Below are 12,057 nucleotides of genomic sequence, written 5' to 3'. Positions count from 1 at the left end.
TCCTTTATTTGCGTATTCATACGTGTAGTATGGACGAGAAATGGAATAATTATAATTATTTTGTAAATTTTTGAAAATCTTCGAATGTCATGGCCCCAATGTGCTTGTTGATGATGGTCCCTTTTTCATCAATCAGATACGTGGTTGGTATCGTTAGCAGCTGATAAGCTTGATTGACTTCATCTTTTTTGTCGAGGAGGATTGGGAACGTCGCGCCGTATTTTTTGGCAAACCCTTTGACATTGCTCATTGGGTCGATATTGATCGTAAGCAAAACGACATGATCATTGAGTGTTTTTGAAAACTTTTCAAGCTCCGGTATTTCCATCTTGCATGGCGGGCACCATGTGGCCCAAAAGTTAAGAAGTACTTTTTTGCCTTTGTAATCCTGGAGGGACACGTTCTTTCCTTCAGTAGTAGTTAATGAGAAATTTGGCGCATGCTCCCCTATTTTTAAACCTGGAAGCGTATCTGTCGTCTCTGTTTGAATGAGCTCTTCTCCTTGAGTTTGGGGTTGGGTCGATAATGCCGGCCGTTCAGCTGCTTTGACGATAAAAGCGGTGCAAAGGCCGCCAAGAAGCACGATAAATGCTATTTTTTTAAACACGAAAATCCCTCCTGCATCTGCTTGTCTACTAGCATTATTATTCCTCAATTCCAAAAAATATTGCAGGAGCGACAGACTTTTCCAATAAACGACAGAATTTAATCAAACGTTTGATTAAAATAGAAAAGCGGAGACTCTAGCCGGCAGAGCTGGACAAATAGAAAAGCGAAAGCGCCATGGTTGCGGCTAGGAGCTGGACAAATAGAAAAGGACAAATCGAAATCGATTCGTCCTTAATTGCTCAAAGGGAGCGTCTTAATATATCCCTTACGCTGTCATGATCCATTTCCTTATAAGTCCCTACACCTGGTTTTATGAATGTTTTTTCGACAATGGCATCAAACTCGCTGTCATCAATATCATAATCAGCAAGTGTGCTTGGAGCGCCTAATGAATTCCAGAATTCCCGGAGTGCTTTCGCTCCTTCTCTTGCCAATTCCATATCGTCTTTCCCTTCAGGGGAGATACCGAACACGTTGACCGCAAGCTGTTTCACCCGTGACGGATCATCTTCAAGAACATGCTCAAGCCAGTTTGGGAAAAGAATCGCAAGACCGCCTCCATGTGGAATATCATAAATCGCAGAAATGGCATGCTCAATCCTGTGGGTGGCCCAATCTCCACCATCTGTCCCGTTGGAAAGCGTCCCGTTGTATGCGGTAGTACTGATATACATCATCGTTTCTCTATGCTTGTAGGATTGCAGGTCCATAAGCAGCTTAGGACCTGCCTCCATCGCCGTTCTCAGTAGGGACTCAATGAAGCCATCAATCATCGGAGCGTTTTCAGTGCGGTGGAAATAATTCTCCAGCGCATGAGACATGCTGTCCACAATGCCATAAACCGTCTGATCACGTGGTACTGAGAATGTATATGAAGGATCCAGAATGGAAAACTGCGGAAACACATGTGGAGACCCCCAGCCTAATTTATCCTTCGTCTCCCAGTTTGTGATGACGGATACGCAATTCATTTCGGAACTTGTAGCAGCAAGAGTCAAAACTGTTCCAAAAGGAAGTGCTTCATGAATTGTTGCTTTACCGGTAATCAGCTCCCATACGTCGCCTTCAAATTTTGCACCTGCGGAAATGGCTTTTGTGCAGTCGATGACACTTCCACCTCCTACTGCAAGGATAAAGTCGATGCCTTCCTTTTTGCAGAGTTCCACGCCTTTTCGTACAGTCGTTACTCGGGGGTTAGGCTCCACTCCGCTTAGCTCGAACACCTGGGCATCCAGTTTGTTCAACTGATCCATTACATCATTGTAGACGCCATTTCTCTTGATGCTCCCTCCTCCATAAACAAGCAGGATATTCAAACCTTTATCAAGGACGGAAGCCAATTGCTTCACTTCATCTTTTCCAAAGTAGAGTTTCGTCGGATTATATTGTAAGAATGTTTCCATTTTTTTGCACCTCATTTTAAAATAGTCTCTATAAAAGAGTAGCATGATTACGCCAATATCAATATCGATAGTTTTTCATGATTATCATCAATAATATTGATGATTAAGAAGTGAGTGAAGAAATCAATTGTGTAATTGGAGGTGTTAACCATTTTTTCTTTTGATAAACAATCTGTGTAAACACTGGTTTTTTCTCATGATTGAATGGCAGTTCTATTATTTTCCCGCTCTCGATGTCTTTTCTCACGGCAATTTCAGGCATGATGGCAATGCCTAAATCATCCGCTACACACTGCTTGATGGCTTCTAAGCTGCTAAAGGAAATGACCGATTTTGCTTCTACTTGTTCTTCTTTTAATAACTGCTCCAATAGTACCCGATAAGAACATCCTTCCTCTGTCAAAATAAGCGTTTCGGCTTCAAGTTCTTTTAAATTCATACCACTGAGGCTGCGAAGTCGATGATTTGGAGAAGCAATCATCACCAATTTCTCTTGGCGTATGGGAATGGTCGTTAATTCGGGATGTTTTGTTAATCGGTCGAGTATAATGGATAAATCGAATTTCCCTTCCAAAGTGCCCTCTTTTAAATTTGGGCATAAGCCGGATTCCAGAAGGATTTTTAATTCAGGATTTTTTCCTTTTAAATCTTTAATATATGGAGTGATAAAATAAGCTGCGAGGGATTCCACTGTTCCCACCCTTAAGGTTCCTCTCAAATTGCTTTTCTTAGAAATTCTCTCTTCCGCTTCATCGACTAACGCTAAGATTTTCTCAACATAGTAGTAGAGCTCTTCGCCCGACTGGGTCAGCCTCATTTTCCGGCCAACACGCTCGAATAATTTTACCTTGTAGTGATCTTCCAGCTTTTTGATCTGGGTTGTCACACTTGATTGGGCATAGCCTAACTTCTCGCCTGTTTTTGTATAACTTCCCCATTTTGCAACTTCTTTAAATGTATAAAAATAGTTCAGATCCATAATTATCTCCCATCAGTAATTACAATAATTAATATCGAATATTATAGATAACTTTGATCCTCACATCAATGATATACTCCAAAGGAATGCTATAAAGAGGACGAATAAGCCCTGAACGGAATTTCATGAAGGAGTGTTGATAAATGAAAATATTAGCCTTGTTAGGAAGTACACGAAAAAACGGAAACTCTGAATATCTAGCCAAGAAAATTGTTGACGGGACAGATCACACCATCGTTCACCTTGCTGATTTGCATATTGAACCAATCGAAGACCTCCGCCACGCTGAAGGAGGATTTTTACCCGTCGAGGATGATTATGAACAACTAGTACGATTGATGGAAGAGCATGACGTGCTGCTGTTTGCCACTCCACTTTACTGGTATGGGATGAGCGGTCCGATGAAGAATTTCTTCGACCGTTGGAGCCAGTATTTGCGCGATGAGCGCTTCAATTTAAAAGAAGAGCTTGCGAAGAAAAAAGCGTATGTAGTGGTTACAGGAGGAAGCTCGGCTAATATAAAAGGGCTGCCACTCGTCCAGCAGTTTGATTACATTTTCCAATTCGTCAATATGGAGTTTAAGGACTATATGATCGGTGCAGGCGTGAAACCTGGTGAAATTGTCAACGATACAGCTGCACTTGAAAAAGCTGAACGCTGGAATGCTGATTTTAAATCATAAATGACTTTGTTTGAAAGCATCCTATGGAGATTGTTCTCTATAGGGTGCTTTTTCATTTTTAAATAAAAAAGATGACCCCTGAATTACAGGGATCATCTTCTTCAGGCATCTGCCTTATTTCATGATGAATTATCCTTTTAATTTGTCGCGAAGGACCATTGGCAGGATACCACCATTGCGGTAGTAGTCAACTTCAACGTCAGAATCGAAACGTGCAAGGACTTCAAATACTTTTGTATTCCCTTGTTCGTCTGTAGCAGTGACAGTAAGGATGTCACGTGGCTTAACGTTTTCATCGATTTGAACTGCGATGGACTCTTTTCCAGTCAATCCAAGTGTTTCAGCGCTTTCGCCTTTCTTGAATTGAAGTGGAAGTACTCCCATCATGACAAGGTTGGAACGATGGATACGCTCATAGCTTTCCGCGATGACTGTTTTGATGCCAAGAAGGTTTGTACCTTTGGCAGCCCAGTCACGGGAAGATCCCATTCCGTAGTCTTTTCCTGCCAGCACAGCAAGACCAGTTCCGTCAGCTTGATATTTCATGCAAGCATCGTAGATAGCCATGACTTCATTTGTTGGAAGGTACGTAGTGTATCCACCTTCAGTTCCTGGAGCCATGCCGTTGCGGATGCGGATGTTAGCAAATGTTCCGCGCATCATGACTTCATGGTTACCGCGGCGGGAACCGTATGAGTTGAAGTCGCGGATCTCTACGCCATTGCTGCGAAGATATTTTCCAGCTGGCGTATCTTTTCCGATTGCACCTGCAGGAGAGATATGGTCAGTCGTTACGGAATCACCGAATTTACCAACGACTCTCAAGCCGGACAATGGTTTGATTTCTTCCGCACTTGGAGCAAGCTGCTCGAAGAACGGAGGATTTTGAATATAAGTGGAGTTGTCATCAAAGCTGTACAACGGCTCGTTGCTAGTTTTGATTTCGTTCCAGCGTTGGTTGTCATTGAAGACATTTTCGTATTCTTTACGGAACAACTCAGGAGTGACGGAATGCTTCACAGCTTCTTTTACTTCTTCCGTTGTTGGCCAGATATCTTTGAAGAATACGTCATTTCCGTCTTTATCTTTTCCAATCGCATCTGTTTGAAGATCGATATCCACAGTACCAGCAAGCGCATATGCTACAACCAATGGTGGTGAAGCAAGATAGTTTGCTTTTACAAGTGGATGGATGCGTCCTTCGAAGTTACGGTTACCGGAAAGAACTGAAGTAACAAGCAAATCGGAATCAGCTACTGCTTTTTCGATTTCATCCTTCAATGGGCCGGAGTTTCCGATACATGTTGTACAGCCGTAGCCGACAACGTTGAAGCCTAATTTATCAAGATATCCTTGAAGGCCGGCATCTCTTAGGTAGCCAGTAACAACCTTAGATCCTGGAGCCAAAGAAGTCTTAACGAATTTAGGTACTTCCATACCTAGTTCAACAGCTTTTTTCGCAACAAGTCCAGCACCAAGCATTACGTATGGGTTGGAAGTATTTGTACATGAAGTGATCGCAGCAATCGCTACAGCACCAGTCTTCATTGTAGTTTCATCGCCGTTTTCAAACGCTACTTTCACTTCTTTATTCACTTCTTCACCAGTCAATCCAAAACCTTGGTTGCCAGATGGAGCTGTAAGAGAAGTGCGGAACGCTTCTTTCATATTAGAAAGAGGAATCAAATCTTGCGGACGTTTAGGACCGGAAAGATTCGCTTCGATGTCAGAAAGGCTGATTTCCACAACATCTGTGTAAATTGGATCTTCATTGTCTGGTGTGAAGAACATGTTATTTGCTTTCAAGTATTGTTCAACCACGCAGATATTAGACTCTTCACGGCCAGTCAGGCGCAAGTAGTCAAGAGATTCAGCGTCAACCGGGAAGAATCCGCAAGTTGCACCGTATTCAGGAGCCATGTTGGCAATTGTAGCACGGTCTGCAAGCGGCAATGTAGCAACGCCTGCGCCGAAGAATTCTACGAATTTACCTACTACGCCTTTGCTGCGTAGTACTTGAGTCACTTTAAGCGCAAGGTCAGTAGCAGTAGCACCGTTTGGAAGCTCGCCAGTCAATTTAACTCCGATAACTTCCGGAATCGGGAAGTATGAAGGTTGGCCAAGCATACCAGCTTCCGCTTCGATACCGCCTACACCCCATCCAAGAACACCGATACCGTTGATCATTGTTGTATGAGAGTCAGTTCCGACAAGTGTATCAGGATATGTTTCGAAATCGCCTTCAGTTGTTTCAACAGCGTGGACAACGTTTGCCAAGAACTCAAGGTTAACTTGGTGGACGATACCAGTTGCTGGTGGAACTGCGCGATAGTTTTTGAATGCTTTTTGTGCCCAGCTCAAGAACTGGTAGCGCTCAGCATTGCGTTCGAATTCAAGCTCCATGTTTCTTTCAAGAGCTTCAGGTGTACCATAGCGGTCAACCTGTACAGAGTGGTCGATTACTAGATCAACCGGAATTTCAGGGTTGATTTTGTCAGCGTCGCCGCCCATTTTAGCCATCGCTTTGCGAAGGGAAGCCAAGTCAACTACAGCTGGAACCCCTGTGAAGTCCTGAAGGATAACACGGGAAGGTTTGAATGGAACTTCTGCATCTTTAACAGACTCAGAACCCCATTTAGCCAAGTTTTCTACGTGTTCTTTCGTAATGACGCGTCCGTCCATTTGGCGAAGCACAGATTCCAATAATACCTTAACGGAATAAGGCAAACGGGAAACTTCTGCCACACCTGCTTCTTCTAAAGCAGCCAATCGATAATAGTGATAACGTTTTCCTTCGAGTTCGAAAGAAGAACGAGCGTTGAATACATCGTTCTTTGCCATTTCGATTCCCCCTATAAAAAGTTTTAAGTTTGGGATAGAATTTGTCTGAAAAACTCGATAAATAACCGTTCAAGCTTTTCTCACAATACAATCTTAATACAAGCGATTACATAAGTAAATAACAAGAAAGTTATTGTTTTTGATAAGTTTTTCTTATTATAAAAAACAAAACGAATCAACTCGCTTAATGAGTGTATCATAAATGGGCTGATATTGGTGAACATTATGCATAAAAATCATTCAATTCTGACTGTGTGAATTATATGTAATTCCATTATCGATATTATTTTGAAAAAGTAAATTGAGGGAAAATAGGGTTCGATTCCCCTCCTCTTCCCTTGTTGTAAAAAGTCGAATCCGTAACATACTAAAGGAACGGAGGTGATTTTCATGGCAAAGAGGAAAGCAAACCATGTCATCCCGGGCGCAAATGCTGCAAAGGCACAAGGGATGGGCGCAGGCTACAACGAAGAATTGGCGAATGAACCAATGACGGAGATGGAACGCCGAAACAATAAGAAGCGTAAAAAGAATCAGTAGATCATAAAAACAGCCAGCATCCCTTTAGCTCTAAACGCTGTGAAGGCTGCTGGCTGTTGTTTTACTCCTGGTAGTCGTTGACTTCCTGGACAAGCCCCTGCAGGTCTGACTGGAATCTTTGCAACTGGGCTTTTTGGTGTTCGCTTGCGACTTCCATGGCATTTTCAATCTGCTGGAAAGCTTCGTTCACTTCATTTTTCAGATGGGATAGCTGAGCTCCATAGCTGCCGCTATCCTTAACGATCATATTGGAAGCAAGCTGTGCTTGGTCAAAGCTTTTTTGAGCATCCTGGAAAGCTTGCTGTTTGTCCTTATGATATGGCATGGTCGGCACTCCTTCATAGTTGATTGCACATTTATCATTTCCGTTAATCCAAAATATATACAGTATACCGCCCCTCCTTTCTATCCATCCTATAAAAAAGGGAGGGATTCACCATGGACAAAAACAACAGCAAAGACATGCACAGAAATGCACCAAAAGGAAATCAATCCGGCCAGCCGCAGCCACTAAGCGGCTCGCACAAAGTAAAAAACCGCCAGCACTCCAGGCAGAAGCATAATTCAGGACACGATATGTAAAAAGCTAAGGTGGCTATTTAGCACATCCAAACCTTGCATAGTAAGACGCTATGCAAGGTTTTATTATTGATTGACGAATATTCCTCAAAAAATTTCCCAAAATAAGTACATCTTGTATTGAATGGAGGGGTGTGGAGTGTTAAGGAGAAAACGGACAACCAAAAAATTGAACGAATTGACCCAGGAAAAGAAAGTGGAAAAATCTGTTCCAAATAGTACTCTTATCACTTCAGACCTGCAGAAGAATCTAGATTTTATTTATGAATCTATTTCACAAACAGAGGATTTTAGCACTCGTGAAATTATTTTTAATCATAAAAGGTGTCTGCTTATTTACCTCAGTACCATTATTGATAATGACATTATACAAAATTTAATTTTGAAGCCGTTGATTGAGAAAGTTGAAGGAAGCATTCCGCAAACGGTATTTGTCAATAAGGTGGAAGAAATTACTCAAAAGGATGACTTGTCCCTTGCTCTGCTAGATGGAAATGTTCTTGTATTAATGGAAGATGAAAGCATCATTTATAGCTTAGGGGCGCATGAAAGCAAGAATAGAAGTGTTGAAGAACCAGTTAATGAATTAATTATTCGCGGCTCTCATGAAGGTTTTGTCGAGGATCTGAGATCAAATCTAAATTTGATACGAAAGCGGGTAACGAATGCAGACCTGCAAATCTGCTTCCGGACACTTGGCACTGAAACACATACGAAAATGGCCTATTTATATATTAAAGACATAGCCAATTCTGAACTTGTGCAGGAGCTGGAAAGACGCTTGTCTTATGTCGACGTCGATTACATTGATTCGCCGGGACAGTTGGAGGAATTTATTGAAGACTCTCCTTTCTCTCCTTTCCCGCAAATGCTCAATACAGAAAGGCCTGACCGGGTGACTTCCCAGCTTCTGGACGGACGGATTGCCCTATTTTGTAATGGAAGCCCTTCAGCACTTGTGTTTCCCATTACATTTTTTTCGTTCTACCAATCTCCGGATGACTATAACAGCCGTTGGCATGTAGGGTCTTTTTTCAGATTTATCCGCTTGATGAGCTTCTTCGTTGCAGCAGGGCTGCCGGCTCTGTACATTGCCATCGTTTCTTTCCATTATGAAGTCATCCCATTGGACCTGGTGTTTACCATTAAAGGTTCGCTGGAATATGTCCCTGTCCCCCCGCTTGTAGAGGCTTTATTGATGCAAGTCATTTTGGAATTGTTAAAAGAAGCAGCCATCCGCTTGCCTGGCCCCATCGCCCAGACGCTTGGTGTTGTAGGCGGTTTGGTCATCGGTACGGCAATCGTTCAGGCGAATATTGTTTCAAATACTATGATTGTTGTCGTCGCCCTCACAGCAATTGCTTCTTTTGTTGTGCCAAATTCAGAAATGGCTACCTCCGTTCGAATTCTCGGGTTCCCCCTAATGCTGAGTGCTGCATTTTTGGGGTTTATCGGAATGACGTTCGCTTTTATCTTTCTAGTCATTCATTTATGCAAGCTGGAATCGTTTGGATCGCCGTATTTCTCACCACTTGCCCCTTTCCGTTCGAAGGACTTCAAAGATACATTTATTCGTTTGCCATTGTGGAAAATGAGCACCCGCCCTTCTACACCTGGTACTCAGCGAATCAAACGTCAAAGCAATCCAAGAGGGTGGAAAAATGAACAAGGAAATTAAGTCTGTTTCTCCATTCCAATTGGTTTTCATCATCATTCAAGCACAGGTTGGGGTCGGATTGCTGTCATTGCCATTCAGTGTCCATGCATATTCGAATCAGGATTCATGGATTTCTGTCATTATTGCAGGTGCAGTGATTCAATGTTTCATTGTAGTAATCTGCTTGCTTGGCAAAAGATTCCCATCCAAAACAGTTTTCGAAATCGCTCCATCCCTTTTTGGAAAGTTTGCAGGCAATGCTCTAAATTTATTGTATTTAGTCTATTTCCTTGCTGTTGCCTTATTGATTGCATTATTGTCTGTGGGCGTCATTAAGGATTGGATTTTGGCTTATACACCTGATTGGGTCCTTTATATATTGATTCTCTCTTCTGCCTTATATTTGGCAAGAGAGAATATCCGCATCATTGCGAGATTTACCGGATTGGTTACCATTTTTATCGTTTTCTTCATCTTGTTTTATCTGATGGGTCTGACTAATGTCAATTATCGGTATTTGTTCCCGATGGCGCACACCAATTATCTTGATTTGCTAAAAGGAGCACATGCATCAGTTGTTTCAATGCTCGGCTTTGAAATTCTATTGGTCATTTTTCCTTACATCAATGGGAAATCGGGCAAGGTATTGAAGGTATCTTTAATTGCATCAGGATTTACCACACTTTTATATGTATTTTTCATGGTCATCACATTAATGTATTTCAGTCCGGCAGAAATTGAAGTAATACCCGAGCCTGTGCTTTATCTCTTGAAATCCCTGGTTTATCAAAGCATTGAAAGGCTTGATTTGATCTTTCTATCTTTTTGGCTCATCACGATGATCACATCCATTGTGGTCTATATTTATTTGGCCAGTAAAGCGCTTGGCGTATTTTTATTCAAAGGGAGCCACAAAAAAACAAGCCCATTCATTTGCTTCACTATATTTGCCTTTACATTTTTTATTAAAAATGAAGATGTAATCCAGGTCTTCAGCAAATATGTCTCATTAGCAAGCTACCTGTTTACTTTTGCTCTTCCCCTCTTATTACTGATTATTTCAATCCTTTTCAAGAAGAAGGAGGCAGCACTGAATGAATAAATCGTTGTTGATTATCATAATGTCTCTTTGTCTGATATTGTCAGGCTGCTGGGATCAACAGCCGCTTAGAAACGCCAGGCTTGTGTTTGCTTCCAGTTTTGATTTGACTGAGAATAATAAAATTTTGACGACTTCAGATATCAGGAGTTTAAAAGGTGAGGTGCGGGGGACTGAAAATTTACAGGCAGCAAACGTATTCGTAGAAGCGGAAGGAAATACATTGAGGGACACCCGCATTCTAATGGATAAAAAACTGTCTGGAGACTTTTCACCGAATAAAACGAGGGTGCTGCTGATAGGAGACGAATTGGCGGCAAAAAGGGAACTCTATCCCCTCTTTGATATCTTATACCGTGACCCACGCAGTTCCCTTGGGGCAAAAGTAGCCATTGTAGAAGGTTCTGCATCTGAATTATTGAAAATGAATGTGGTCGGAGAAGTCCTGATCGGAGAAGAGATTTATAAGCTTTTACAAAGTGTTGAAGTAAATACTCTTGCCCCGATTGAAAATGTCCAATCTGTCTGCACCAAAATTTTTGATGAAGGACAGGATTTTATGCTCCCTTATTTATCAAGAATCCAAAACCAAGAGGAATTTGCTGTAGATGTAACGGGAACTGCTTTGTTTCATAAACAAAAATTCACCGGTAAAATACTGAGGGGCGATGAACCTTCATTGATCCTCCTATTAAAAGAAGAGCGAAAAAAATTCACGCGGTTTTCCATAAAAGTGAACCCTGATGCTATCAATGGCCAAAAATACATTACGATTCAAGTGAAAAGGGATAAAGTGCAGCGACATCTCCATATCCAAAATAACAGATTGCAATCTGTTACGTTTGATGTGAATTTTGATGTAATCGCAACTGAATATCCAAAAAATAAGTTATATAGTAAAAAGGAAATAAAGGAATTAAACAAAAAGATATCCAAATCGATGACCGATTGCATGAATCAGGCAATAAAGAAAATACAGGACGCGAACAGTGATGTTTTGGCCATCGGCAGAGACCTCATTTCCTTCCATCCGGAAGTTTGGAAGCAAATGGACTGGGAAAACGAGTACCCTAATATTCCTATTAAAGCCAAGGTGAATGTAAAGATTGTCGATACGGGAATCATTAAATAACCAGGCTGCTTGTGATGCCGACAACCTGTTCACTTTTTGATGCGCTATTGAATACACTGCTTAAAAGGTGTTTTCGGGGGCATATTCATGAGCAGCGAAAAAAAGGATTGTAATTGGGGAGATTTAGAAAAGTGCTTGGAAGAGATGTTTTTGGATCCGTACACGTCCGTATTGGATCATACTCAATTCCGCATTGATGTGTTTGAAACAGGAGAAGAAATCATCATTGAAGCGCAGTTTCATGACGATGCCATGGAAGAAATCATCCTCGCTCGGAAGGAGCATGAACTGACGGTTGAAGCGGTATGGAAAGATTTAAGCGTCAGGAAAAGGACGATTCAATTCCCGTTCTCCCTTCAATATATTCCTATGGAGTATTTTTTCATGGATGACAGAGTGGAAATAAAAATGAAGAAGACTCTTGCCTCCTCCGCTCAGCCCCCTTATTACAGGATTCAAACGCAGTAATCAGAATATTCTACAAAAATCGGGCCAATCCCCGATTTTTTTGTTGCCTCCACTATTAGGACAGAAG

Annotated in this window: 12 protein-coding genes; 7 read left to right on the top strand and 5 right to left on the bottom strand. The window is 41.7% G+C overall.

Features of this window, described 5'->3' with window-relative positions; translation table 11 throughout:
- Positions 1-55: 55 nt before the first annotated feature.
- The 3 genes from DFR59_RS05765 to DFR59_RS05755 all read right to left on the bottom strand — a co-directional run bounded on the left by DFR59_RS05765 (position 56) and on the right by DFR59_RS05755 (position 2,991).
- Positions 56-607 carry a peroxiredoxin family protein gene (locus tag DFR59_RS05765; RefSeq protein WP_114744649.1) on the bottom strand — a complete coding sequence of 184 codons (552 nt, stop codon included), beginning with the start codon at positions 605-607 and terminating at the stop codon, positions 56-58.
- 241 nt (positions 608-848) lie between these two features.
- Complete coding sequence (locus DFR59_RS05760) at positions 849-2,012, bottom strand: iron-containing alcohol dehydrogenase (RefSeq protein ID WP_114744648.1); 1,164 nt, start codon at positions 2,010-2,012, stop codon at positions 849-851.
- Positions 2,013-2,115: 103 nt separating this feature from the next.
- On the bottom strand, positions 2,116-2,991 hold the full coding sequence (locus DFR59_RS05755; RefSeq protein WP_114744647.1) for a LysR family transcriptional regulator: 876 nt from the start codon (positions 2,989-2,991) through the stop codon (positions 2,116-2,118).
- 143 nt (positions 2,992-3,134) lie between these two features.
- Here DFR59_RS05755 and DFR59_RS05750 point away from each other — a divergent pair, with 143 nt between their 5' ends.
- Positions 3,135-3,674, top strand: coding sequence for a flavodoxin family protein (locus DFR59_RS05750; protein ID WP_114744646.1), 540 nt, complete (start codon positions 3,135-3,137; stop codon positions 3,672-3,674).
- A 129-nt stretch (positions 3,675-3,803) separates the two neighbouring features.
- On the opposite strand, the gene acnA is transcribed toward DFR59_RS05750, so the two are convergent.
- Entirely contained in the window at positions 3,804-6,515 is a 2,712-nt protein-coding gene (gene acnA, locus DFR59_RS05745; RefSeq protein ID WP_114744645.1) for an aconitate hydratase AcnA, read from the bottom strand.
- Between the two features lie 390 nt (positions 6,516-6,905).
- On the opposite strand from acnA, the gene sspO reads away from it, so the two are divergent.
- The gene (gene sspO, locus DFR59_RS05740) at positions 6,906-7,055 is read left to right on the top strand and encodes a small acid-soluble spore protein O (RefSeq protein ID WP_114744644.1); all 150 of its coding nucleotides are present in this window, start codon (positions 6,906-6,908) and stop codon (positions 7,053-7,055) included.
- Positions 7,056-7,116: 61 nt separating this feature from the next.
- Here sspO and DFR59_RS05735 read toward each other — a convergent pair whose 3' ends face one another.
- A complete protein-coding gene (locus DFR59_RS05735) occupies positions 7,117-7,380 on the bottom strand; it encodes a hypothetical protein (protein ID WP_114744643.1) in 264 nt (87 codons plus the stop codon).
- A gap of 113 nt (positions 7,381-7,493) precedes the next feature.
- Between DFR59_RS05735 and DFR59_RS05730 the strand changes: the two genes are divergently transcribed.
- From DFR59_RS05730 to DFR59_RS05710, 5 genes are all read left to right on the top strand, one after another.
- Positions 7,494-7,637: a small acid-soluble spore protein P gene (locus DFR59_RS05730; RefSeq protein WP_114744642.1), complete on the top strand. Its 144-nt coding sequence runs from the start codon at positions 7,494-7,496 to the stop codon at positions 7,635-7,637.
- A 136-nt stretch (positions 7,638-7,773) separates the two neighbouring features.
- A complete protein-coding gene (locus tag DFR59_RS05725) occupies positions 7,774-9,312 on the top strand; it encodes a spore germination protein (RefSeq protein WP_245948387.1) in 1,539 nt (512 codons plus the stop codon).
- The gene (locus DFR59_RS05720) at positions 9,296-10,393 is read left to right on the top strand and encodes a GerAB/ArcD/ProY family transporter (protein ID WP_114744640.1); all 1,098 of its coding nucleotides are present in this window, start codon (positions 9,296-9,298) and stop codon (positions 10,391-10,393) included. The genes DFR59_RS05725 and DFR59_RS05720 overlap by 17 nt, the downstream gene beginning before the upstream one ends.
- Positions 10,386-11,522: a Ger(x)C family spore germination protein gene (locus tag DFR59_RS05715; protein WP_114744639.1), complete on the top strand. Its 1,137-nt coding sequence runs from the start codon at positions 10,386-10,388 to the stop codon at positions 11,520-11,522. The genes DFR59_RS05720 and DFR59_RS05715 overlap by 8 nt, the downstream gene beginning before the upstream one ends.
- A gap of 87 nt (positions 11,523-11,609) precedes the next feature.
- Positions 11,610-11,990: a hypothetical protein gene (locus DFR59_RS05710; RefSeq protein WP_114744638.1), complete on the top strand. Its 381-nt coding sequence runs from the start codon at positions 11,610-11,612 to the stop codon at positions 11,988-11,990.
- Positions 11,991-12,057 lie beyond the last annotated feature (67 nt).

The sequence above is a fragment of the Falsibacillus pallidus genome (assembly GCF_003350505.1).
GTDB classification, from domain to species: Bacteria; Bacillota; Bacilli; order Bacillales; family DSM-25281; genus Falsibacillus; species Falsibacillus pallidus.
Note: the sequence above shows the minus strand (reverse complement) of the source record. Positions and strands in the feature narration are given on the sequence as shown.

What these genes read in the sequence shown, in the direction of transcription:
- DFR59_RS05715 (WP_114744639.1), top strand. Translation starts at nt 10,386, where the DNA reads ATGAATAAATCGTTGTTGATTATCATAATGTCTCTTTGTCTGATATTG.
- DFR59_RS05720 (WP_114744640.1), top strand. Translation starts at nt 9,296, where the DNA reads ATGAACAAGGAAATTAAGTCTGTTTCTCCATTCCAATTGGTTTTCATC.
- acnA (WP_114744645.1), bottom strand. Translation starts at nt 6,515, where the DNA reads ATGGCAAAGAACGATGTATTCAACGCTCGTTCTTCTTTCGAACTCGAA.
- DFR59_RS05710 (WP_114744638.1), top strand. Translation starts at nt 11,610, where the DNA reads ATGAGCAGCGAAAAAAAGGATTGTAATTGGGGAGATTTAGAAAAGTGC.
- DFR59_RS05760 (WP_114744648.1), bottom strand. Translation starts at nt 2,012, where the DNA reads ATGGAAACATTCTTACAATATAATCCGACGAAACTCTACTTTGGAAAA.
- DFR59_RS05735 (WP_114744643.1), bottom strand. Translation starts at nt 7,380, where the DNA reads ATGCCATATCATAAGGACAAACAGCAAGCTTTCCAGGATGCTCAAAAA.
- sspO (WP_114744644.1), top strand. Translation starts at nt 6,906, where the DNA reads ATGGCAAAGAGGAAAGCAAACCATGTCATCCCGGGCGCAAATGCTGCA.
- DFR59_RS05750 (WP_114744646.1), top strand. Translation starts at nt 3,135, where the DNA reads ATGAAAATATTAGCCTTGTTAGGAAGTACACGAAAAAACGGAAACTCT.
- DFR59_RS05730 (WP_114744642.1), top strand. Translation starts at nt 7,494, where the DNA reads ATGGACAAAAACAACAGCAAAGACATGCACAGAAATGCACCAAAAGGA.
- DFR59_RS05755 (WP_114744647.1), bottom strand. Translation starts at nt 2,991, where the DNA reads ATGGATCTGAACTATTTTTATACATTTAAAGAAGTTGCAAAATGGGGA.